19 protein-coding genes are annotated in these 23,986 nt (G+C 43.4%); 6 read left to right on the forward strand and 13 right to left on the reverse strand.

Annotation, left to right across the window (positions count from 1 at the left end; translation table 11 throughout):
• Positions 1-93: 93 nt before the first annotated feature.
• The 4 genes from nth to FQV37_RS03445 all read left to right on the forward strand — a co-directional run bounded on the left by nth (position 94) and on the right by FQV37_RS03445 (position 3,468).
• Positions 94-789, forward strand: a complete 696-nt coding sequence (gene nth, locus FQV37_RS03430) for an endonuclease III (protein WP_160021301.1) — start codon at positions 94-96, stop codon at positions 787-789.
• 489 nt (positions 790-1,278) lie between these two features.
• Entirely contained in the window at positions 1,279-2,445 is a 1,167-nt protein-coding gene (metK, locus tag FQV37_RS03435; protein WP_160021302.1) for a methionine adenosyltransferase, read from the forward strand.
• A 76-nt stretch (positions 2,446-2,521) separates the two neighbouring features.
• Positions 2,522-2,878, forward strand: a complete 357-nt coding sequence (locus tag FQV37_RS03440; RefSeq protein WP_160021303.1) for a DUF3144 domain-containing protein — start codon at positions 2,522-2,524, stop codon at positions 2,876-2,878.
• Between the two features lie 233 nt (positions 2,879-3,111).
• Complete coding sequence (locus tag FQV37_RS03445) at positions 3,112-3,468, forward strand: hypothetical protein (RefSeq protein ID WP_160021304.1); 357 nt, start codon at positions 3,112-3,114, stop codon at positions 3,466-3,468.
• A gap of 283 nt (positions 3,469-3,751) precedes the next feature.
• Here the strand turns inward: FQV37_RS03445 and FQV37_RS03450 are convergent, their stop codons facing one another.
• From FQV37_RS03450 to FQV37_RS03490, 9 genes are all read right to left on the reverse strand, one after another.
• Positions 3,752-5,404, reverse strand: a complete 1,653-nt coding sequence (locus FQV37_RS03450) for a BCCT family transporter (RefSeq protein ID WP_160021305.1) — start codon at positions 5,402-5,404, stop codon at positions 3,752-3,754.
• A 243-nt stretch (positions 5,405-5,647) separates the two neighbouring features.
• The gene (locus FQV37_RS03455) at positions 5,648-7,300 is read right to left on the reverse strand and encodes a BCCT family transporter (protein WP_160021306.1); all 1,653 of its coding nucleotides are present in this window, start codon (positions 7,298-7,300) and stop codon (positions 5,648-5,650) included.
• A 244-nt stretch (positions 7,301-7,544) separates the two neighbouring features.
• Complete coding sequence (locus tag FQV37_RS03460) at positions 7,545-9,188, reverse strand: BCCT family transporter (protein WP_160021307.1); 1,644 nt, start codon at positions 9,186-9,188, stop codon at positions 7,545-7,547.
• Positions 9,189-9,377: 189 nt separating this feature from the next.
• Positions 9,378-10,643, reverse strand: a complete 1,266-nt coding sequence (locus tag FQV37_RS03465) for a PQQ-dependent sugar dehydrogenase (RefSeq protein WP_160021308.1) — start codon at positions 10,641-10,643, stop codon at positions 9,378-9,380.
• Between the two features lie 207 nt (positions 10,644-10,850).
• Positions 10,851-13,448 (reverse strand): ATP-dependent chaperone ClpB, encoded by a 2,598-nt coding sequence (gene clpB / locus FQV37_RS03470; RefSeq protein ID WP_160021309.1) that lies wholly within the window; start codon positions 13,446-13,448, stop codon positions 10,851-10,853.
• 309 nt (positions 13,449-13,757) lie between these two features.
• On the reverse strand, positions 13,758-14,345 hold the full coding sequence (locus FQV37_RS03475; RefSeq protein ID WP_160021310.1) for a L,D-transpeptidase family protein: 588 nt from the start codon (positions 14,343-14,345) through the stop codon (positions 13,758-13,760).
• Positions 14,346-14,456: 111 nt separating this feature from the next.
• Positions 14,457-15,248, reverse strand: a complete 792-nt coding sequence (locus FQV37_RS03480) for an SDR family NAD(P)-dependent oxidoreductase (RefSeq protein ID WP_160021311.1) — start codon at positions 15,246-15,248, stop codon at positions 14,457-14,459.
• A gap of 72 nt (positions 15,249-15,320) precedes the next feature.
• Positions 15,321-17,036: an AMP-binding protein gene (locus tag FQV37_RS03485; protein ID WP_160021312.1), complete on the reverse strand. Its 1,716-nt coding sequence runs from the start codon at positions 17,034-17,036 to the stop codon at positions 15,321-15,323.
• A 304-nt stretch (positions 17,037-17,340) separates the two neighbouring features.
• Complete coding sequence (locus FQV37_RS03490) at positions 17,341-18,471, reverse strand: DNA topoisomerase IB (RefSeq protein ID WP_160021313.1); 1,131 nt, start codon at positions 18,469-18,471, stop codon at positions 17,341-17,343.
• 189 nt (positions 18,472-18,660) lie between these two features.
• On the opposite strand from FQV37_RS03490, the gene FQV37_RS03495 reads away from it, so the two are divergent.
• Positions 18,661-19,113, forward strand: a complete 453-nt coding sequence (locus FQV37_RS03495) for a GNAT family N-acetyltransferase (protein ID WP_160021314.1) — start codon at positions 18,661-18,663, stop codon at positions 19,111-19,113.
• Between the two features lie 126 nt (positions 19,114-19,239).
• Here FQV37_RS03495 and ppnP read toward each other — a convergent pair whose 3' ends face one another.
• The 4 genes from ppnP to FQV37_RS03515 form a co-directional block, all read right to left on the reverse strand.
• Entirely contained in the window at positions 19,240-19,524 is a 285-nt protein-coding gene (gene ppnP / locus FQV37_RS03500) for a pyrimidine/purine nucleoside phosphorylase (RefSeq protein WP_160021315.1), read from the reverse strand.
• Between the two features lie 78 nt (positions 19,525-19,602).
• Positions 19,603-20,698, reverse strand: a protein-coding gene (gene prfB, locus FQV37_RS03505; RefSeq protein WP_102078362.1) for a peptide chain release factor 2 whose coding sequence is annotated in 2 segments (ribosomal slippage) — positions 19,603-20,625 and positions 20,627-20,698 — 1,095 coding nt in all. Because the reading frame shifts where the segments join, the coding sequence is not laid out codon by codon here.
• A 124-nt stretch (positions 20,699-20,822) separates the two neighbouring features.
• The gene (locus FQV37_RS03510; RefSeq protein WP_160021316.1) at positions 20,823-21,524 is read right to left on the reverse strand and encodes an HAD family hydrolase; all 702 of its coding nucleotides are present in this window, start codon (positions 21,522-21,524) and stop codon (positions 20,823-20,825) included.
• 158 nt (positions 21,525-21,682) lie between these two features.
• Positions 21,683-22,219, reverse strand: coding sequence for a gamma carbonic anhydrase family protein (locus FQV37_RS03515; protein ID WP_160021317.1), 537 nt, complete (start codon positions 22,217-22,219; stop codon positions 21,683-21,685).
• A gap of 502 nt (positions 22,220-22,721) precedes the next feature.
• On the opposite strand from FQV37_RS03515, the gene carA reads away from it, so the two are divergent.
• On the forward strand, positions 22,722-23,963 hold the full coding sequence (gene carA, locus FQV37_RS03520) for a glutamine-hydrolyzing carbamoyl-phosphate synthase small subunit (protein ID WP_160021318.1): 1,242 nt from the start codon (positions 22,722-22,724) through the stop codon (positions 23,961-23,963).
• Positions 23,964-23,986 lie beyond the last annotated feature (23 nt).

Below are 23,986 nucleotides of genomic sequence, written 5' to 3' on the forward strand. Positions count from 1 at the left end.
CGTTAATAAATTGATACTTTAATCATTAACATGAATGCTAACGCTAGCATATAATTTGGCACAATCATTCATCAAAATAATAGTCAAAATGCCATGAGTAAAACGGTCAAACATAAAACAGCTGACACACCGCCCTCTAGACGAATGCCCAATCGTGACGTGCGTCCATTCTTTGAAAAGCTAGCAGCGACTATTGATGAGCCTGTCACCGAACTTAATTATGATAGTAATTTTGAGTTACTTATCGCGGTAATTTTGTCCGCACAAGCGACTGATATCAGTGTCAATATTGCCACCAAGCAATTGTACCCTGTGGCCAATACGCCTGAGGCGATACTAGCATTAGGCGAAGACGGTCTCAAACCTTATATCAAAAACATTGGTTTATATAATACCAAAGCAAAAAACGTTATCAAAACCTGCCGTGATTTGATTGAGAAATTTGATAGCACTGTTCCTGATAACCGCAAAGACTTAGAGTCACTGGCAGGTGTCGGTCGTAAAACTGCCAATGTTGTGTTAAATACGGCATTTGGCCAGCCGACCATGGCTGTTGACACACATATCTTTCGCGTGGGCAATCGTACTGGGCTTGCCACTGGCAAAACCGTACTTATCGTCGAAAAAAAGCTGGTCGAGCGCATCCCAGAAGACTTCATCATAGACGCCCATCATTATCTTATCTTACACGGCCGCTATACCTGTCAGGCACGTACACCCAAATGCGGCGCTTGCCCTGTCTATGAAGAATGTATGTTCAAAGATAAAGCTGCATTTTTAGAGTTGTAACGTATTGTTCATTTAAAGCAGACGCTACTGCTAGCTAATCACTCAGCTAGATAAACCGCTATCTAGTAACCACCTTTGATTGCAGTGAACTGCTTGTTGAGCATTTCTTATAGTAGAGCAAGTGTTGCTCACTAGAGTTTTATAACGTTTCAAGGTAGAATAACCCTATTTTGCGTTAAGAGATTTTGGCCATTACCCTGCTTCTGATAAGGCAATCTGCACATTAGCGTTGTCTATTAGGGCAAGTACAGACTCAACTCATTACCGCCAAGACCATATTAGAGCAAGGCAGTATCATTTTATATATTGATTGAATGATAGTCAGCTCACCCTTTGGTCAAATTTATTAGCAAAGATTTTAGTCAAAACCGATTTTAAATTAAGAAATACCGATTATCTGCCGCGTAAATGCGTGGTCAAAATTAATTAGAGCAGCACCCAGATGTGCTGATTTTCCTACCCTTATTGATTCAATTAAGCGATCCCATTATGCGTGAATACAACTTATTTACCTCAGAATCTGTGAGCGAAGGCCATCCTGACAAAATGGCTGACCAAATATCAGACGCTATCCTTGACGCTATCTTACGTGAAGATCTACATGCACGTGTGGCATGCGAAACCTTAGTAAAAACAGGCGCAGTCATACTTGCAGGTGAAATCACTACAACGGCAAATATCGATTTAGAGCGTCTGGTTCGTGACACCGTAAATGGCATCGGCTATCACCATTCAGACCTAGGCTTTGATGGCGAGACTTGTGCAGTCATCAACATGCTAGGTAAGCAATCTCCTGAAATCGCGCAAGGCGTCGATCGTAGCGACCCAGAAGAGCAAGGTGCAGGTGACCAAGGCTTGATGTTTGGTTATGCAAGTAATGAGACCGAAGTACTGATGCCAGCGCCTATCGAGTATGCCCATCGTTTGATGGAGCGTCAGTCGGAGCTGCGCCGCGCTGGCGAGTTGCCATGGTTGCGTCCAGATGCCAAAGCGCAGGTAACCTTGAAGTATGACGGCAATCGTCCTGTCGCCATCGATGCTGTTGTATTATCAACACAGCATGATCCAAGCATCTCGCAGTCAGATCTGCAAGAAGCCGTGATGGAATCTATCATCAAGCAAGTGCTACCAGCTGATTTGCTACACGCTGGCACACGCTATCATATCAACCCAACTGGTAAGTTTGTGATTGGTGGTCCTGTTGGTGATGCTGGTCTGACTGGTCGTAAAATTATTGTTGATACTTACGGCGGCATGGCACGTCATGGTGGCGGTGCATTCAGTGGTAAAGATCCTTCAAAAGTGGATCGCAGTGCTGCTTATGCGGTACGTTATGTGGCCAAAAACATCGTAGCAGCAGGATTAGCTGAGCGCTGTGAAGTACAGGTCAGCTACGCGATTGGTGTCGCTGAGCCGACCTCTATTTCTGTTAATACCTTTGGTACTAGCAAGATAAGTAACGATGAGATTATCCGCTTGATTCGTACGCACTTTGACCTACGTCCTTACGGCATTACCCGTATGTTGAACTTACTACAGCCAATGTATCAGCAGACTGCTACCTTTGGACACTTTGGTCGTCCAGGTTCAGAGACTGCCTTTACGTGGGAAAAAACAGACAAAGCTGATATCTTAAAAGCAGACTCTGGTTTATAAGAGTCACTACTTTAAAACGTTTACCAACCATTTTTATATACTAAAAACTACTGACACTTATTATTAGGAGTTGCTTATGTCTCAAGACAATATTCAAGACCAAAACGCTGATGCCAACATCGAAATCACCCCTGAAATGCAGGCATTCTATCAACGTGCTGACGCTATCATCGGTATCGCCAACAGTCAGCTAGGCCCTGAAGCGCACTCAGGTCAAGTAGGTGCTTCTTTATTGTATGCTGCAGCACGCTATAGCGCATCAGTTGCCTCTATCGGCTTCGTCAAAAGCGATGATTTCGCCAAAGAAAAAGACGATATCATCGAGTTTTATGTCAAACAGTATCGCCAAATGCTAAGCGATAACTTAACGGATTATGCTCAAAACTTTGACAAGTACGTACAGCTAAATCAAGACGACAAACCAGCTGAATAAGCGAATGTCGTCAGTTTAGATGTCTTTGATTTAGATATACTGTTGTAAAATCAGTATTTGATGGCAGAAAATAAAACCCCAAGCTTAATTGAGCTTGGGGGTTTTTGTATGGTGTTTAAGTAGATAGCTACTGACAAATGAGCTACCATAAAAGACTAAATATTTATCATTAGTAGGCAAATACATCAGCGATAACAGGACGCTATCGAATATTATGAATAAGGACATTTCTTATGAAACAAACTATATCTACTCGTCGATTTTCCACAATTAATCAATCTTCGTTCAAACCGTCATTACTGATACTGACTTTAGCCTTAGCTTTAACTGGCTGTAGCTCTATGTCTGATGTAGGCACGTCTGGTCAAATACCTACCCCATCCAGTCCTGATATCAGTCAGCAGTTTGAAGGTCCTCTGACTCAATGCCCGCCCGCTAACCCCGCCAATAATATCTGTACGGTACAATATGAACCCGTCTGTGTAAAGACGAAAGTTGGAACAGTGATCAGCTACCGAACGGCTAGTAATGCCTGCTCAGCCTGTAATATCCCCGAAGCCGTTGGTTATACAAAAGGCAAATGCAATTAATCTATAAAACGATTAGGTGGTGTTCTAAAAAGTATGCTGGCGATAAAAGTCAATACGAAATCTATGCTAAGTTCTCTGATTCTATAGGGCTTTCAAGGCTTCAAAAATTGTTCAAATTTTAATCAGCATACTTTTTGACACACCATCAACGATTATATCGAAAGCTACTGTACTGAAAGCTGCTGTATTGGAAGATTTTTTATTAAAAATATTGAACATCCATAAAAATACCCAGCTTATGACAAGCTGGGTATTTTTGTAGCTAGAAAATAAAATCTAAAGCTTAAGCATCTTTCTCAAGTGCTGGTGGACCTTTTAGTAACTCTTCATCACGGAATTCATTGGCTGAGTTATGCTCTGCTGACTCTTCTGTGGTGAACCATTGCTGATTACGATACAGTATCAAACGATCTCGACTGAGACCGCGCAATAGAGAATACATCATCACGACGATCACAATAGCAAAAGGAAAGCCTGAGACAATCGATGCCGCTTGTAATGCACTTAAGCCACCTGCTGCCAATAGTACAGCAGCGATAACGCCTTCAGCACCTGCCCAAAACAAACGTTGAATCTTTGGCGGATTGGTATCGCCGCCCGAGGTCAGCATGTCGATAACAAAGCTAGCTGAATCTGATGACGTAACAAACCACAGTACAATCATGACCACGATGAGTAGGTTCACCGCATCAGTAAGTGGATAAGATTCCATGAGCTTAAAGATAGCACTGCCTGTATCTGCTTTAACGGCTTCGATCAGACCTGGACTAACGAGATTAGGATCTGCCGCTGCCATCAATTCCATATTTACCGCAGAACCACCAAAGGCGGTAAACCACAAGAAAAGTATCGTGATAGGAATTAATAATACACCTAGTATGAACTCACGAATGGTACGGCCACGAGAAATACGCGCAACAAACACCCCTACGAATGGTGACCAGCTGATCCACCAAGCCCAATAAAAAATCGTCCAAGAAGCTTGCCAGTTTTCTTCGCCTCTATAAGACTCTGTCCATAGACCTAACGGCACGATTTGATGCAAATAGTTGCCGATGTTTTCTACGAAGCTATTAAAAATAAACTGCGTAGGCCCAAAGATAATCACAAAACTGAGCAATATCACAGTGAACAATATATTGGTATCACTCAGACGCTTAATGCCTTTATCCAATCCCATAAACAGAGACAACCCTGCTAGCATGGTGATAAAGCCAATCAAAATAATCTGCACCGTAATATTATTGGGTATACCAAATAACGTCTCGAGGCCTGAGTTAATCTGCAAGACACCAAGACCCAACGTGGTCACTACCCCAAACATCGTACCAAATACGGCAAGCGTATCTACCGTATGCCCCCAACCGCCATAGATCTTTTTACCCAATATTGGATAAAGTGTCGAACGGATAGCCAGTGGCAAACCTACTCGATAATGAAAATAAGCAAGCGATAGCGCAACCATGCCATATAGCGCCCATACATGTAGACCATAATGTAGGAACGAGATATTCATCGCTTGTTTGGCAGCGGCAACTGTCTCCGCCTCGCCTAATGGTGGTGCCATGAAGTGATACAACGGCTCAGCGGTGCCCCAATAAAGCAGCCCAATACCGATACCGGCTGAAAACAACATGCCAATCCAAGAAACCATATTGTACTCTGGTCTCTCATTCTGATGACCGAGTCTTATATCGCCGTAGCGGCTAAATATCATATATATACTCATGACCAATGTTAAATTGACCACGACAATAAAGAACCAGCCGAAGCGTAAAGAGACAAATGCTTTTGCTTGGTTAAATACTACTTCTGCTTGTTCGTTGAATAAAGCGCCAAAAATAATGAACGCCAGTATCAAGATTGCTGAAGTCAAAAATACAGGTTTACTTACCCGCGGAAAAGGGCCTAATCGGCCAACTTTTACATGATCCATAGGTATATCCAAAAAAAAGTGCGTAACCATACCAAGGTATGAACGAATTATCAAATATAACACCTTGTAAATACTGCCGAATGTATAGAAATGGTAGTAACATTTCGGTAATAATTTTCAAAAATCCGAATTTATCCTGAATAAATTTAAGTATCTTTACCCAATAAAGAAGCCCCAATTTAAAAACAAATTGGGGCTTCTTCTATTAAAAGCTTAAGTATCTGTCTTACTTTTATCTACTTCTTAGTCACCTTTTACAATCTTGGGTGGTCCTTTTAGCAGATGCTCATCAGCAAATTCATCTGCCGAGTTGTGATCTGCTGATTCTTCAGTAATATAATGCTGCTGCGCTCTATATAGTATCAGTCGATCACGACTCAAACCACGCAGTAGCGCATACATCATTGCAAATATAACCAAGGCAAATGGCAATCCTGCTACGATAGCGGCTGCTTGTAACGCGCTCAATCCACCAGCAGCCAACAAAACAGCAGCAATGACACCTTCAGTGCTTGCCCAAAATAAACGTTGAATCTTTGGCGGATTGGTATCACCACCTGCAGTCAACATATCGATGACAAAACTTGCTGAATCTGATGAGGTCACGAACCACAATACAATCATAATCACAATCATAAATGTGATGGGTTGCGCCAGTGGATAGTATTCAACCAATTTAAAAATGGCACTACCAAAATCTGTTTGTACCGCCTCGACCAGTCCAGGACTAACCAACGCTGGATCAATGGCAGCGAGCAGCTCCATATGAATAGCAACGCCGCCGAAAGTTGAAAACCAAAAGAACAATATGGCCATAGGAATAAGTAACACCCCAAGTACAAACTCTCTAATCGTACGACCACGGCTGATACGAGCAATAAACACGCCGACAAATGGTGCCCAACTTACCCACCATGCCCAATAAAATATCGTCCATGCTGACTGCCAGTTTGCCTCACCTTCATAGGACTCACCCCACAGACCTAATGGCACAACCACTGAAAGATAGTTGCCGATATTTTCTAGGAAGCTATCAAAAATGAAAAGCGTCGGTCCTAAGACGACCATAAAACCAAGTAGAATAGCCGTCAAACCGATATTCACATCGCTTAGACGCTTGATACCCTTATCCAAGCCCATCATGACAGAACAGGCGGCTAAAGCAGTAATAAAAGCAATCAGAGCGATTTGTATTGTGAGAGTATTAGGAATACCAAATAACTTCTCAAGCCCTGAGTTAATTTGCATAACGCCAAGACCGAGTGACGTCACCACACCAAACATCGTACCGAATACGGCTAAGATATCAACGGCATGACCCCACGAGCCATATATCTTTTTACCGAATATAGGATAAAGGGTTGAGCGAATCGATAGTGGTAAGCCACGGCGAAAATGGAAATAGGCTAAAGATAGCGCTACAATTGCGTACAATGCCCAAGCATGTAAGCCCCAATGTAAAAAGGTAATATTCATCGCCTGTTTGGCGGCTTCTATCGTTTCCTTTTCACCGAGTGGCGGTGCCATAAAGTGATATAAGGGCTCTGCTGTACCCCAGTAGACAAGTCCAATACCGATGCCAGCAGAGAACAGCATACCGATCCACGAAAATAGACTGTACTGTGGTGTCTCAGTTTGAGCACCAAGACGAATATCGCCATAACGGCTCATAGACAAATAAACACAAAGTCCTAAGGCCACATTAACGAGAATAATGAAAAACCAACCAAATTTATCGGTAATAAAGCCTTGTAAAAAACTGAACAACGTACCGGCAGATTCAGTAAAAAAAACGCCAAGAACAATAAATATAATAATAAGTAATGCTGAAGTTAAAAAAACAGGTTTACTTACCCGCGGGAAAGGGCCTAACCTGCCAACTTTTACATGATCCATAGGTATATCCCCAAAAAAGAGCGTAACCATAGCAAGGTATGAACGAATCACTAAATATAACACCATGTAAATACTGCCGAATGTATAGAAATCGTAGTAACATTGCAGCAATAATATTTCGACAAACTGAATTTGTTCTGAACAAATTTAAATATCTTTACCCAATAAAGAAGCCCCAATTTACTTTTAAATTGGGGCTTCTTCTATTAAAAGCTTAAGTAGCTGTCTTAATCCTATCTACTTCTTAGTCACCTTTAACAATCTTAGGTGGCCCTTTTAGCAGATGCTCATCAACGAATTCATTCGCTGAGTTATGGTCTGCTGATTCATCCGTAATAAAGCCTTGTTGCGCTCTGTATAGAATCAGACGATCGCGACTCAAACCACGCAGTAGCGCATACATCATGACAAAGACCACTAAGGCAAACGGTAGTCCCGCTACGATAGCCGCCGCCTGTAGCGCAGACAATCCACCAGCCGCTAGCAAGATAGCGGCGATAACGCCTTCTGTCGTCGCCCAAAATAAGCGCTGGATTTTAGGTGGGTTGGTATCGCCACCAGCAGTCAACATATCGATGACAAAGCTAGCAGAATCTGACGAGGTCACAAACCATAGCATAATCATGACGACAATCAGTAGCGTAATCGGTTTTGCCAATGGATAGTACTCGACCAACTTAAAGATGGCACTACCAGAATCCGCTTGTACTGCTTCAACCAATCCTGGGCTAACACCTGACAGAGCAGAAGCAAGCTCCATATGAACAGCAACGCCGCCAAAGGTGGTAAACCAGAAGAACAAAATCAGCATTGGAATCAGTAGTACACCAAGCGTAAATTCACGGATAGTACGGCCACGAGAGATACGAGCAATAAAGATACCAACGAATGGTGCCCAGCTTACCCACCATGCCCAATAAAATATCGTCCAACTACTTTGCCAATCTGTACCGCTATAAGACTCACCCCATGTACCTAGAGGTACAATCACAGTCAGATAGTTGCCGATGTTTTCGATAAAGCTATCAAAGATAAATAGCGTTGGTCCTAAGATGACCATAAACGCTAATAAGACGATAGTGAAACCAATATTGATATCACTTAAACGCTTAATACCTTTATCCAAACCCATCAAGACTGAAGCTGCTGCTAGCGCTGTGATGAAAGCGATCAAACCAAACTGTACGGTAAGACTGTTAGGCATACCAAACAGCTTTTCGAGTCCAGAGTTGATCTGCATAACCCCAAGCCCGAGTGAGGTAACCACACCAAACATCGTACCAAACACAGCCAAGATATCGACCGTGTGTCCCCAACGACCATAGATCTTTTTACCAAGTAAAGGATACAAAGTAGATCGAATCGATAATGGTAGGCCGCGACGGAAATGGAAGTACGCTAAAGATAGCGCTACAATCGTATAAATCGCCCAAGCATGTAGACCCCAATGCATAAACGAGATATTCATTGCTTGCTTGGCGGCTTCTACTGTCTCGGCATCGCCCATTGGTGGTGCCATAAAGTGATACAACGGCTCGGCTGTACCCCAGTAGACAAGTCCAATACCGATGCCGGCAGAGAATAGCATGCCAATCCAAGAGAACAGATTGTACTGCGGTCGTTCTGTTTGGTTACCTAGTCGAATATCACCATAGCGACTCATTGCCAAGTAAATACAAAGCGCAAGCGCAGTATTAACTAGAATAATGAATAGCCAACCAAACTTATCGGTAATAAAATTTTGTAAAAAACTAAAAACAGCCCCTGCTGTTTCGGTGAAAAACGCACCGAAAATAATAAAGCCAACAATCAGCAGTGACGATGTAATAAACACAGGTTTACTTACCCGCGGAAAAGGTCCTAATCTGCCTACTTTTACTTCTTCCATGTGCAAGTCTCAAATTTCAAGGAACGTTACCTTAACAAAATAGGTCTTAACTATCAATCTATTACAAAATAAAACTTGATAAAACTATTAATTTACTCTAAAAGAATTCGATAGTTTTATTAAAATAATTAAATATACAGGTAGATAAATACGTCTTTAATTTGATGTTTTTTCAATATTGTTTCGATGTTATTTGGGCAATAATCTGAGTAATTGTGCATCATTACCGTCTTCAAGTGTCCACACTTGCCCGTCTACTGCTAGCACACTGCGTACACGCTCTCCCATGTCATAGCGATAACGCTCAGCCGCGGTATTGTCGTCGTTTATGCCCACTACGATAAGCGCTTTAGACGATAAGCCACTGATAAGCGCATTGCCCTGCCAGCTAGGAAAGTCATTATGAGTACCAGCCGCATAGATGCTCATAGCAGATGGTGATATGACAGGTGTCCAAGTAATTTTGGGTGCCGCAAACTCTGGCTTAGTATCATGGTCAGGAATATCTAGACCTGAATAATTGCGTCCATTGGATACCACTGGCCAGCCATAGTTGTTACCCTTCTCAATAATATTAAATTCATCCCCGCCCTTTGGTCCCATCTCGTGCGCCCAAAGCTGTCCGCTATCGTCAAATGCCATACCAAGCACATTGCGATGTCCGATGGTCCAAAACTGTTTGGCCAACTCATTATCAGTAAACGGATTGTCTGTCGGGGCGTTACCATCAGGACTCAACCGTATTATCTTACCCAAATTACCACTCATGTCTTGTGCTGGGTCTTTGTCTTGACGCTCGCCTGAGCTGATATATAGATAGCGGCCATCGGGTGAAAACAGCAGGCGATGACTATAATGTCCTTGCCCTGTGACTTTCGGAGACTGTTGCCAGATAGGTGTGATACCTTGCAACGTAGGTGTGGCTGTCTCTAATCCTGAGAGTGTCGCCTTGATCACTTTGGCACCAAATTTATTGCTATCATTTCCTGTTCCTGCTTCCGCGTAGCTAAGATAGACGGTATTGGACGTCGCAAAATCTGGAGCCACGATGATGTCTCCCAAGCCGCCTTGACCACCGTAAGCGACTGTAGGAACGCCTTCGATTTTGGACTTATTACCCGTCGCGGTATCTACGATAAATAGCTCACCTGTTTTTTGTGTTACTAGTAATTTTGGCGCTTTGCTATCTGTAATGGGTAACGCTGTCATGGCCCAAGGCTCATCAAAGGTAGCGATTGCTTTGGTCGTAAAGTCAGGCTTGCTAGTCTTTGTTTGTGTGATGGTTTGAGTATCGCTATCTGAAGTGGAAACCTCTTTATGCTCTGTTGTGGTACTTTTATTATTACTAGTACTTACTGCTGAAGGATTGGAGCACGCGGCGGTGCTAAACAGCAGTGCTGCAATGATTAGCGGCGAGGTTAAAGGTATATTTATACGTTCAATATGGGCTGTCATCAGTCTATTTCTCCATTCAATTGATACTTATGCTATTAGTCTTTGAGTTAGTTATAGCATAGTCCTAAGACTTAAGAGATATCGAAATGGTAAAGGAACAGTAACGTAAAACGCGCCCTATAAATAAAAACCCCTTACCTACAATTGTAGATAAGGGGTTTATTTTAAGCGTAAAGTTAGCTCATAAAGACGTCAAAGATAAATTGATTAGCTCATTCTAAGCTTATCAAAGGTTAGCTTGTCATCGGCACCTACATCGACTTTGATAATATCACCAGCGACAAAATCACCTGCCAATAGCTTCAATGATAATGGGTTTTCAATCTCTTGTTGAATGGCACGCTTCAAAGGACGAGCACCATAAACAGGGTCATAACCCACGGCAACCAATTTATTCATCGCATCTGCTGACAGCTCAATATCCATCTCACGCTCTTGAATACGCTGACGTAAGCGATTCAGTTGAATATCTGCAATACCTGCCATCTGCGACATACCAAGCGGATGGAAGACTACGATTTCATCAATACGGTTGACGAACTCTGGACGGAAATGCTGCCCAACAGAATCCATTACTTCCGCTTTGATATCATCGTAACTTTCACCTACCATTTCTTGAATCTTATGCGAACCCAAGTTACTGGTCATGATAATCACAGTGTTTTTGAAATCTACCACCCGACCTTGCGAATCGGTTAAGCGACCATCGTCCAATACTTGCAGCAAGATGTTGAATACATCAGGATGCGCCTTCTCTACTTCATCGAACAATATGACGCTGTACGGCTTACGGCGTACTGCTTCAGTCAATGTACCGCCTTCTTCATAGCCAACATAGCCTGGAGGCGCTCCTACGAGGCGGCTGACACTGTGTTTTTCCATATACTCACTCATGTCGATACGTACAATCGCATCTTCAGAGTCAAACAAGAAGTTTGCTAGTGATTTGGTCAGCTCAGTTTTACCAACACCAGTAGGTCCCAAGAACAAGAACGAACCAGAAGGACGATTTGGATCAGATAAGCCTGCACGGCTACGACGTACCGCATTGGCCACCGATTCGACCGCTTCGTTTTGACCGATAACACGCTCATGGAGCTTTTCTTCCATTGCGATCATCTTATCACGCTCGCCTTGCATCATTTTGCTGACTGGAATACCAGTCGCGGCCGCAACCACTTCGGCGATTTCATTGTCTGTCACCTTATTACGTAGCAATTTGACACCGCTACCTTCACCTGTCTGTTCTTTTTGCTCTGCCAAGTCAGACTCATGAATACGTCGTTCTAACTGCGGAATGGTTTCGTATTGCAGCTTACTCATGGTCTCATAATCGCCTTCTCGGCTAGCCTTGTCATACGCAATACGGGCTTTATCTAGCTCGTCTTTTAGCTGTTGACTGCCTTTGACCAGTGCTTTCTCTGCCTGCCAAACCTCGTTGAGATCAGCATACTCTTTTTCCAATTCCGCTATTTGCGCATCGAGCACTTTACGCTCGGCTTGCGCGCCAGCATCTTCTTCATTTTTGAGCACTTCACGCTGCATTTTTAATTGAATCAAACGGCTATCAAGCTTACCTAATGATTCAGGCTTGCTATCCATCTCCATGCGCAGACGACTGGCCGCTTCGTCAATTAAATCAATCGCTTTATCTGGTAGCTTACGGTCAGTGATATAGCGATGACTCATGCGCGCAGCAGCGATAATGGCACTATCTTGAATATCGACGCCATGATGCAGCTCGTAACGCTCTTTTAGACCACGTAATATCGCAATGGTATCTTCGACCGTTGGCTCATCGACTAGTACTTTTTGGAAACGACGCTCAAGCGCTGCATCTTTTTCGATGTACTTGCGGTATTCATCAAGCGTCGTTGCACCAACACAATGTAGCTCACCGCGAGCTAGTGCAGGTTTTAGCATATTACCCGCATCCATTGCACCTTCAGATTTACCCGCACCAACCATCGTATGTAGCTCATCGATGAATAGGATGACATTGCCTTCTTGCTTGGCCAAATCACTGAGTACGCTTTTGAGGCGCTCTTCAAACTCACCTCGGAACTTTGCCCCTGCAATGAGCGCACCTAAATCCAATGACAACACTTCTTTACGGCGCAGACCTTCTGGTACGTCACCATTGATAATTTTTTGTGCCAAACCTTCGACGATGGCTGTTTTACCAACGCCCGGCTCACCAATCAGCACAGGGTTATTCTTGGTACGGCGTGACAGCACCTGAATAGTACGGCGGATCTCTTCGTCACGGCCAATGACTGGATCTAGCTTGCCAAGCTCTGCTTGTTCAGTCAGATTAATCGTGTACTTGTTGAGTGCATCACGCTGATCTTCGGCGTTTTGGTTATTCACTGTATCATCGCCGCGCAATTGCTCAATTACCGCTTTTAGCTTGCTTGCCGTTACGCCTGCATTTTCAAAGATTTTCTTGGTTTCGCCCTGCTCAGCGAGTGCCAACATCACCCATTCTGTTGCGATAAAATCATCGCCTTCTTTTTGCGCCTGACGATCGGCCAAGTTCAAGATTTTGACCGAGTTTGGGTTTAGATTGACGTCACCTGTCGGCTCCGAAATCGTTGCTTGGTTATCCAATGCTTTCGCAACGCCATTTTTTAGTGCTGGAATAGAAGCACCTGCTTGTTGGCAGATCGATAAATTAGACTCATCTTGTAGCAACACGGCAAGCAAATGCACAGGATCGATGCCTGTATGATCGCGACCTAATGCTAGGCTTTGTGCTTCTTGAATGGCGGATTGCAGTTTTTGAGTAAACTTCTCAAATCTCATGTCTATATCCTTTTATAATTGGTATTCTCAGTAGCACCTCTAAGGATTATCTTAGTTTAGTGCCTACTGTTATCTGTCACTTATATAAGGTATATATATACCTATTTCAAGACGATTACCAAATAAAACCTTACTTAAAGCAATGATATTTACTATTAATAATATTTAAATGAGCTATTAATATCAGTTAAAGGTAGTTAGTAGATAAGTTATGCCATTTTATCAATGAAAATTAAAAATAAATCTCCATTGGATACGGTAATGAGCAATGTACCTATTTGGCATAGACCCAATCATAAACCGACTATTCTACTCCACGATTTCGATAGGAGTACCAAGTGTCACCGCTGCCATAATTTCATCCATCTCATCATTGGTGACCGCGATACAACCATCGGTCCAATCGCGTTGTTGATTCAACCAGCCCAAATGTCCAAAGCCATTCATTTGCCCGTGAATCATGATATTACCGCCCGGGCTGACTCCTAATGATTTCGCTCGTGCCTTGTCCTCATCATTGGGATAGCTAATATGAATAGAGCGATGGGCAATAGAGTTCTCATTTTTATAATCTAATGTATAAACCCCAACTGGCGTACGCTGGTCACCTTCTTGTTGCTTGTGACCTGATGGACTGCCCCCTAGCGCAATACGATACGACCTAAGGATTTTACCATCGCTCATCAATTTTAAGATACGATCTGATTTGTCGACAAAGACTCGGTCAATAACTATGGAAGGAGGAATGGGGTTTTTGATTTTTGAGGTGCTTTTGGCATAAGCAATGGCGCTGGTGCTAGTGCTAACAATGGCAGCAAGACTAAGGCCAATGACAATGGGCAACCAAGGTGTACGCTGCTCATTTGATGAGTAAGATTTTTTATAAAAAAATGGCATAGACTCTGTTTCCCATAATTAATTTTTTGTCATTAATCATATGTATCAAAGCACTATGCCAGATTCTGTAGATACGTTTTGTGCAAAAGTGATGAATCACTCACGAGACTGTTACACCATGCGAATCGCACCATCTAAGCGAATGACTTCTCCATTTAGATAGGCATTATCAATGATATGGAGGGCAAGTTTAGCAAACTCATTGGGTGCGCCCAAACGTTTAGGATATGGCACACCTGCCTCTAGCTGCTCGCGGGCTTTTTCTGGGATAGATTCCATCATCGGCGTAGCAAAGACACCTGGTGCGATGGTCATCACGCGAATACCATGACGTGCCAGCTCGCGAGCAAGCGGTAAGGTCAGACCAACCACACCTGCTTTAGACGATGAATAGCTTGCTTGTCCTACTTGACCGTCAAAGGCTGCGATAGATGCTGTATTAATAATAATGCCTTGATCTATGTTCTTCTCTACATGGTCGCCTGCATTGCTATCATTCGCTATACGCTTGGCAATGCTAGCAGCTACCAAACGAGCGACATTAAATGAGCCGACCAGATTGATATTGACTCCGCGGCTAAATGCCTCAAGGTCTGCCGGATTGTTATCACGATCTAGCAGCTTTTGTACCACTACGATACCAGCACAGTTGATTGAACCTTGCAAACCACCGAAAGCTGACTCTGCCATTTCGACCGCTGATTGTACTTCATCGCCATTAGTTATATCACAGCGTACAAAGCGCGCATTATCACCTAACTCAGCGACTAATGCTTGCCCAGCAGATTCATTTAAATCAGCAATAACGACGTTACCACCTTGCTCTACAATCGCCCGAGCCACTGACTCTCCCAAACCTGATGCACCGCCTGTGACCAAAAAGCTGTTTTCTTTAACTTGCATGATTATTCCTTTAAATCTTCACTTTTTATTAGACATTTTTCTATTAAATTTATGTAAGTTTTACCAAATTATTTATGCGGCAGACAGACTACGCAGCAAAAAGCGTTGAATCTTACCACTCGGTGTTTTCGGCAGTTCTGTCACAAACTCGACCTCACGCGGATACGCATGAGTGGATAGCCGTTTGCGTACCAGCTCTTGGATTTCTTTGGCGATTTGCTCACTGCCTTCGATGCCATCTTTTAGCATCACATAAGACTTGATGGTATGACCGCGCACTTCATCTGGCACGCCTACCGCCGCAGACTCTGCGACTGCTTCATGCTCTAAGACGGTATTTTCTACATCAGTAGGCCCTACGCGGTAACCTGCGGTAATAATGATGTCATCATCACGGCCTGAGAACCAGTAACTGCCATCACTATGACGCTCGACCACGTCGCCTGTCAGATAGTAATCATCTACAAAGGCTTGCTTCTCATTCCAGCTATAACCACGGAAGTAAAACGCAGGTGACTGACTGACCACGACTGCCAGTTGCCCTTGCTCACCATCTGGCAGTACATTCATATCATCATCTAGTACGACTAGCGTATGACCTGGTAGCGCCATACCCATCGAACCAACAGGACAATCATGCGCCAATGCATGATGTGCACAGCAAGTCATGCCAGTCTCTGTTTGGCCATATTGGTCTTTGACTTGGCACGCCAGATAGGTTTCAACCCAGTTGACCACTTCGGTATTCAATGTCTCCCCTGCCGAGTTGGCACAGCGTAAAGACAGCTTAGTATTAGTATCGTTATGAGCGCCTTTATCAACACTATCAAACACACCACTAGATTTCATCATTCGAAATGCGGTGGGTGAAGAGGCTAAATTGGTAATCTTATGACGCACCATAAAGTCACGGGTATGGGTCGCGTCAAATCCTGCTTCATTAAAATAAGTTGTGATACCCAGTAGCAAAGGCCCTGTAATGGCATAATATAATCCATATGCCCAACCGGGATCGGCCATGTTCCAATATTGATCGTCTTCGCGTAGGTCGATGGCATAACGCATATATAGGTAAAAAGCAGGTAACGCGGCCAATGGAACGCTGACGCCTTTTGATTTACCAACCGTACCAGAGGTGAACATTTGCAAGAATGGCGCATCCGTATCGAGCATCACGGGTTCGATCGTTTGCGACTGTGCTGCCATAGACTGGCTATAGTGATCGTCACCCCATGTCTGAGCATCTTCTATACTGCTGACCAACACCATTTTGGTTTGCTCAGCCAAATCTTCAAACTTGCTGCGATTCTCTAGATTGGTAAAAACGACTTTGGTGTCGGCTTTGTCCATCCGATATTTGATTGAATCATAGCCAAAAGCAGTGAATAGCGGCTGATATACGGCCCCGATGCGCCATGTCGCCAACACAACGGTAAGAAGCTCTGGCGTACGCGGTAGCATCGTCGCTACTTTGTCGCCCGCTTTTACCCCATACGACTGTAGCAAATTGGCGATTTGAGCACTTGCTTTGTCAAGCTCACCAAAGCTCATGCGCGTTATATTGCCTGCCGTGTCTTCATGTACTAACGCAGCATTGTCAGCGCGGCCATCGCGTACATGGCGACCACAGCAAGCCATATAAGCATTTAACCGATCGTCTACCTGCTCGCCAAAGATTTCTGACAGCAGTTTATCCATATCAAAATTATTATAGTAATCGCTATAGTTTTTTGGCGTAATGGTAGTATCTGTATCAATATTCGTCGGAGTTTGAGAGGCGGTGTTCATAAGCTAATCCTTTAGCAATATCAGGTAACTGGTAAAATGGTATTTATGATTAAAAAACGGCCACATCCTATAGACCGTTTCATAGGTTCGTATTTATCATGCTCTATTAGTAACGCATTTTTACGTTTATTTCAATACATAACGTATCATTTTTATTTTATAGAAATAGAGATAATCTATAACTAATTATCATTAGTTCACCATAAATCTGCAAAGACACCTACAATAGCCAAAGTACTGCCGCATATTTTCAATTTCCTATTAAAGAATTAATACCTCAATATTATTATCTAAAACCTCACACTTAAACACCGGCTCTTAAAAACCCTAACAATGCTTTTTCTTCACAGCTTTGGTATTTTTTGGTTCGACCACGGCGCGCTTGTTTGTAAGTTTCAAAAAACTGCCCTGCCAAAAAGCGCTCAATGACAATGGGATGAATATAAGAGGCACGGCATACGGTTGGTGTATTGCCTAGCTCTGCTGCCACACTTTTTACCATATCAGTGACTAATTGCTGTCGCTCAGCGCTTTCTGGCGCACTGGCTAGTATGCTAGCACCTGCCGTCGTTTGTAGCTCGTCATATAGGTAGCTTGCCGCGAGCACACTTGCCATCCATGTACGAAAATCCTTTGCGCTGTACAGTTTACTTTCGCAGTCCATGCCGCACGTATGCATCCGCAAGTAGTCGTTGATATCACTACTGTCAACGACTTGCTTATGTCCGTTGTCATCTAAGTATTTGAATATTTGATAGCCTGGCAGCTCAGAACAGGCCTGCACGATGTCAATCAATCGCTCGTCTTGTAGCTCAATATGATGCTCTTTTGCACTTTTTCCGACAAAATCAAACGCCAGTCCATTGTCGGTTTCGCTGACATGCTTACTACGTAATGTGCTCAGACCATAGCTTTTATTTTGCTTGGCGTAGCGGCTGTTACCAATACGAATCAATGTTGTTTCTAGCAATTTAACAACGGCAGCGAGTACGTTGGTGCGCGATAAGGACTCTGCTTCCAAATCTGCCTCCACCTGCGCGCGTAGATTTGGCAGTGCCTCTGCAAACCCTATCATCGCATCAAACTTTGCTTGGTCACGGATGTTATTCCATGACGGATGATACAAATATTGTTTGCGCGATTTTTCGTCTCGCCCTGTTGACTGCAGGTGACCCCTTTCGTCTTGGCATATCCACACCTCCGACCACATGGGCGGTATCACCAATGCATCAAAACGCTGACGCAGCGCTTTGTCTTTTACCGTGTTGCCCATTGCATCACGATAAGTAAAGCCGCGTCCCCAGCGCCTACGCTCGTAGCCTGGCTCGTCGTCACTCACATAACGCAAATTAGCGCGGCGTGCGAGATGCTCGTAATCGTGGCGCGCATCTTTGGTCATCGTTTGCTGGCTTGTCTGTAATTTTGCCTTTGTCATAACACTATATACCTTCGAGAATTCATGGTCTTAGCATAATTAATGACCGTCTTTTTTGCTGTTTATTTGACACAGACAAAGTGTAATGCTGTGTAAAATAAAGCAGTGACAAAATCGTGATATGGGTTCTAAACGCTACTTTTTTGAGGCATAATTTAGCGCTATCCACGACTTAAGTTTATTAAAAAAATGAAACATTCATCTGTAAAAATTAAGCTACTGGCTCACAACGATTACTCTTCATGGTTAAATTTATGGCAAAATTATCTCAGATTTTATGAGACCAGTTTACCAATGAGCATAATTGATGCGACATGGCACAACCTGCTTAACAACGATATCCCTATTTATGGATTTGGAGCATGGAAGGATGATATCTTGGTAGGTTTTACCCATGTCGTGCTGCACCCCAATACTTGGAACACTACTGACTGTTGCTATTTAGAAGATCTATACGCGAGTGAAAATATGCGCGGTCAAGGCGTTGGACGTGCGTTGATCGAAGCGGTATATGCTTTTGCCAATGAGAAAAACTGCAACCGTGTCTATTGGGTAACGCAAGAAAATAATACATCTGCACGTAAGCTATACGACAATATCGCCAGCTTGACCAACATGGTGCAGTATCGTAAAAACCTATAATTTTAATTAACCCTGTGTTGACTGCTTTATTAAAGTTCATGCCTATTTTAAAAAACATGCATAAAAAACGCCAAGCATAAAATACTTGGCGTTTTTCGTTTTAATATTGCTATAACTTAGAAGTCGTTATTTGCCGTATACACATAAGTAAGCGGTTTCGACGTCTACTTTTACTTGGAACTTCTGATTGGCTTCAACGGTAAACTGCTCGCCAGCGTTAAACGTTTGCCACTCATCACTCTCTGGTAATTTTACGGTCAATGCACCGCTCACCACGCTCATGGTTTCAAATTCACTGGTGCCAAACTCATATTCACCAATTTCCATGACGCCGACAGTCGCAGGCTTGGTCACCGTTTGAAAAGCAATAGAAGTCACTTTATCATCAAAATAATTATTAACGCTTGGCATAATTTTCCTTAATTAAATATTGGTTACTATTTTAAAACGGCTGCTTATTTAAAACGGCTGCTTATTTAAAACGGCCTTTTACAGTCCTGCTTTTAGACTCGCTTCGATAAACTGATCGAGGTCACCATCTAGCACCGCTCCGGTGTTAAAGGTTTCAACACCCGTACGCAAGTCCTTGATACGTGAGTCATCGAGCACGTACGAGCGAATTTGACTGCCCCAACCGACATCAGACTTCCCATCTTCAACCGCTTGCTGCGATTCCATACGTTTTTGCATTTCTAGCTCATAGAGCTTAGCACGCAGCATCTTCATCGCGGTGGCTTTGTTACCATGTTGACTACGCTCATTCTGACAGGTCACTACCACGCCCGACGGCTCATGGGTAATACGTACCGCAGAATCTGTCGTGTTTACGTGCTGACCACCCGCGCCAGATGAGCGATAGGTATCGATACGCAAATCCGCTGGATTGATATCAATCTCGACGTTGTCGTCAATCTCAGGTGACACAAACACCGCAGCAAACGACGTATGACGACCATTATTACTATCGAATGGTGACTTACGTACCAAACGGTGGACACCGATTTCGGTACGCAACCAACCAAACGCATAATCGCCTTTAATCTCAATGGTTGCCGACTTGATACCAGCTACGCTACCTGATGACACTTCAATCACATCTACTTTGAAACCATGTGCTTCTGCCCAGCGCGTATACATACGTAGTAGCATTTCGGCCCAATCTTGCGCTTCAGTACCGCCACTGCCTGACTGAATATCCAAGTAGCAATTGTTTGGATCCATCTCACCGCTAAACATCCGGCGAAATTCTAAATCAGCAACGCGTTTCTCAGCGCTATCTAGCTCGCTCTGCACATCGGCTAGCAATGACTCATCTTCTGCTTCGACTGCCAACTCTAGCATGGCAGACGCATCTTCTAATGTCGTCTCAAGTGACACTACCACATCGATGACACCATCAAGGTGACTTTTTTCTTTATTAATTTTGGTCGCGCGCTCTGGATCATTCCATAGCTCAGGGTTTTCTAATTCCAAATTGACTTCTTCTAGGCGTTCTTGCTTACCATCGAAGTCAAAGATACCTCCGCAAGTCCTGACCACGCTCTGATAAATCTTTAATCTGCTCTTGATACGGATTGATTTCCATAAATGTTCCTGTTTTTCTAATAAAATAAATAACGCATGTGGCGCTATTTTAAATGAGATTGAGACTAAATGGTTCGCTAATTGTCGCTATTGCCAATGTTGCTACTATTACTAGCTTAAATAATCTAGATCGACCAATCTTCTACTGCCCAGCGATGGGCCAAAGCATGCGCATGTAACGCATCATCAGGTGACACGCAAACGGCCACATCTGCCCATTCGAGCAATGGGATGTCGTTCTTAGAATCTGAATACGCATACGTTTTTTCAAAGGTAACACCAGCTAACTGCTGCTTATTCACCCATTTGTCTAGATGATATATCTTACCTTCTTTAAAATTGGGCTTGTCCGCTAACTTACCTGTATAGCGATTGTCTTTTATCTCGAGCGGTGTTGATAACACATTGGCGGCTTCTATACCAAAACGCTTGGCAATGGCGGATACTACAAAATCATTGGTCGCAGAAATAATCACCACATCGTGCCCTTGTTCAATATGCTGACACAACACTTCCATCGCTTTTGGGCGAATATGTGGCTCGATTTCGCTTTTGATATAGTCTTCTCTTAGCTCATCAAGTCTATCAAGCGGCAGACTGCTTAAAAACTGCGCGACGAATTCATTGTACTCTGTCGCGTCTAGCGTGCCTTCGATATAGTCATTATAAAATTTCTGATTGGCAGTGCGGTACTGCGCCTCATCGACAAGGTCATGCTTTACGATATACTCGCCCCAGAGATAATCGCTATCGACATCAAGTAATGTATGATCTAAATCAAATAATGCCAGTTGTTTTTGTTTTGTTTGTGCTTGATTTGCCTGCATGGTGAGACCTTATCGTTGGTTGCGAAAAAATATAAATCGTTTTATAAAACTGGGTACAGTTATGTATTAAGGCTGAGCGTATTAATTGAACAGTCTATCAATGAAATAAGTATGCGCCCTATCGTCTATCTATTTAAACTTAACTCGTTTATTTACCTTTAATCAGGCATCGCTATTTCTGTTAAGCCTGTTTTAAATTTCTGGCAACGCTCAGCATAATGTAGCGCTGACATTTTTAGCATCGCTGCTTGCTCATCTGTCAGCGTCTTGACCACTTTTGCAGGCGCACCCATCACTAGCGAGTTATCTGGAATAACCTGACCTTCAGTAATCAAGGCTTTTGCCCCTATCAGACAGTTTTTACCGATTTTGACATTATTAAGTACCACAGCGCCAATGCCAATCAGGCTGTTATCACCGACTTCACAGCCATGTAGCATAGCCAGATGACCGATAGTCACGTAATTACCAATAGTGACTTTGATACCTGCATCAGTATGAATCACACTGTTTTCTTGCACATTACTATAGTCACCGATATGGATACGATCGTTGTCACCGCGTATCACTGCACCGAACCACACATTGGCTTGATGACCTAAATATACATCGCCCATCACTTGCGCTGAATCTGCTACCCAGCCATTGAACGGTGCAGCAAACTCAGGGGTTTTGTCTAAATACTGATAAATCATAACGACTCCTTGTCATCTTCATTATTGTTATAACAAACGACCATAAAAATTGGGTCTAGCGCTGCGCTGTCCATTGTGGCAAAGCCAACTGCGAAAATCCAGCGCTATTAATATACGCTTGATGTCGAATTCGATAAAAGAGTAAGTAGTTAATTTTTGCTTAGGCTATTTTATAAAGTCAATATCTTTATAAAGTCCTCATTATTAGCCATGAAATGACTATTAACCCAGTAAATCGGCTAGCTATAACCGTCTATTTTGTATATAATACGCAAAATCTGTGCCTAAGCGAGCGGACATGATGCAAGTTACCTATTCACTATCTAGTGGGTTTTGTAGTTTTCATCAATAATGTCTTCTCGCTTTTTTGTGGAAAATTTTTGTGTATCGCCCTTTTTTTACTTTTATATGACAACAGTCAAATGCCGTAAATAAAAGGATACGGAGCAATTCTAGACCAACAAAACACGATGGCACTCACCAATAACAGCGGAGGCAATCCTTGAATTCATCGGCAGAAATACAAGCAATTTTGGCACTAGCAGACGGTACAATCTTTCGCGGTGTCAGTATCGGCAGCCTAGGTCATCGTATTGGTGAAGTGGTATTTAACACAGCCATGACAGGGTATCAAGAAATCCTAACCGATCCAAGTTATGCCCGCCAGCTGGTGACTTTGACTTACCCTCATATCGGTAATACAGGCACCAACGCTGAGGACACAGAATCTGGCAATGGCCATAAAGTATGGGCAGACGGTCTTATCATCCGTGATGCCACCATGGTAACCTCTAACTTCCGTAACTCAGAGTCACTTAGCGACTATTTACAGCGTAATGAGACAGTGGCTATCGCTGAAATTGATACCCGTCAGCTAACACGTCTATTACGTGATAAAGGTGCACAGAACGGCTGTATCATGACTGCCTCAAACGGCGAGACGATCAGTAGCGACGATGAGCAAAAAGCGATTGAGTTAGCGAAAGGCTTTGCAGGTCTAAAAGGCATGGACTTGGCAAAAGAATGCTGTACTAAAGAGAACTTCGAGTGGACAGCGGGTACCTGGGATTTATCAGACACCCTACTCAACCGCGATATCCCTGGTAGTCATGATAGCGGTACTGGCGGCTTCTTTAAGCAACTCGGCACTCACATCGATTCTAAACACAACGTAGTCGCTTATGACTTCGGTAGCAAAACCAACATCCTACGCATGCTCGTCGACCGCGGTTGTCACGTAACGGTTGTACCAGCACAGACCCCTATCGCTGATGTGCTAGCAATGAACCCAGATGGCATCTTCTTATCAAACGGCCCTGGTGATCCTGCAGCTTGTGATTACGCTATCGATGCGGTACGCCACATCATTGAGCAAACTGACGTGCCAACGTTTGGCATCTGCTTAGGCCATCAGCTGATTGGTCTGGCTAGCGGTGCAAATACCATCAAGATGAAAACAGGCCATCATGGTGCCAACCATCCAGTACAAGATTTGGCGAATGGCACGGTTATGATTACCAGTCAGAACCATGGTTTTGCGGTTGATGAAGACACGCTACCTGACAACGTTAAATCTACTCATCGCTCACTATTTGATGGTACCAACCAAGGTATCGAGCTGACCGATAAGCCTGTATTTAGCTTCCAAGGTCACCCAGAAGCCAGCCCTGGTCCACATGACTGCGCGCCATTGTTTGATAAGTTTGCGGATATGATGGAACAGTCTAAAACTGCCCAAGCGTAAACGGTTGATTATAACTACATAAT

It is taken from the genome of Psychrobacter nivimaris (assembly GCF_009812035.1).
In the GTDB taxonomy this organism is placed as follows: Bacteria; Pseudomonadota; Gammaproteobacteria; order Pseudomonadales; family Moraxellaceae; genus Psychrobacter; species Psychrobacter nivimaris.

Excerpts from the sequence above, each read along its gene's own strand:
- nth (WP_160021301.1), top strand. The coding sequence starts at position 94 with ATGAGTAAAACGGTCAAACATAAAACAGCTGACACACCGCCCTCTAGA.
- metK (WP_160021302.1), top strand. The coding sequence starts at position 1,279 with ATGCGTGAATACAACTTATTTACCTCAGAATCTGTGAGCGAAGGCCAT.
- FQV37_RS03440 (WP_160021303.1), top strand. The coding sequence starts at position 2,522 with ATGTCTCAAGACAATATTCAAGACCAAAACGCTGATGCCAACATCGAA.
- FQV37_RS03445 (WP_160021304.1), top strand. The coding sequence starts at position 3,112 with ATGAAACAAACTATATCTACTCGTCGATTTTCCACAATTAATCAATCT.
- FQV37_RS03450 (WP_160021305.1), bottom strand. The coding sequence starts at position 5,404 with ATGGATCATGTAAAAGTTGGCCGATTAGGCCCTTTTCCGCGGGTAAGT.
- FQV37_RS03455 (WP_160021306.1), bottom strand. The coding sequence starts at position 7,300 with ATGGATCATGTAAAAGTTGGCAGGTTAGGCCCTTTCCCGCGGGTAAGT.
- FQV37_RS03460 (WP_160021307.1), bottom strand. The coding sequence starts at position 9,188 with ATGGAAGAAGTAAAAGTAGGCAGATTAGGACCTTTTCCGCGGGTAAGT.
- FQV37_RS03465 (WP_160021308.1), bottom strand. The coding sequence starts at position 10,643 with ATGACAGCCCATATTGAACGTATAAATATACCTTTAACCTCGCCGCTA.
- clpB (WP_160021309.1), bottom strand. The coding sequence starts at position 13,448 with ATGAGATTTGAGAAGTTTACTCAAAAACTGCAATCCGCCATTCAAGAA.
- FQV37_RS03475 (WP_160021310.1), bottom strand. The coding sequence starts at position 14,345 with ATGCCATTTTTTTATAAAAAATCTTACTCATCAAATGAGCAGCGTACA.
- FQV37_RS03480 (WP_160021311.1), bottom strand. The coding sequence starts at position 15,248 with ATGCAAGTTAAAGAAAACAGCTTTTTGGTCACAGGCGGTGCATCAGGT.
- FQV37_RS03485 (WP_160021312.1), bottom strand. The coding sequence starts at position 17,036 with ATGAACACCGCCTCTCAAACTCCGACGAATATTGATACAGATACTACC.
- FQV37_RS03490 (WP_160021313.1), bottom strand. The coding sequence starts at position 18,471 with ATGACAAAGGCAAAATTACAGACAAGCCAGCAAACGATGACCAAAGAT.
- FQV37_RS03495 (WP_160021314.1), top strand. The coding sequence starts at position 18,661 with ATGAAACATTCATCTGTAAAAATTAAGCTACTGGCTCACAACGATTAC.
- ppnP (WP_160021315.1), bottom strand. The coding sequence starts at position 19,524 with ATGCCAAGCGTTAATAATTATTTTGATGATAAAGTGACTTCTATTGCT.
- FQV37_RS03510 (WP_160021316.1), bottom strand. The coding sequence starts at position 21,524 with ATGCAGGCAAATCAAGCACAAACAAAACAAAAACAACTGGCATTATTT.
- FQV37_RS03515 (WP_160021317.1), bottom strand. The coding sequence starts at position 22,219 with ATGATTTATCAGTATTTAGACAAAACCCCTGAGTTTGCTGCACCGTTC.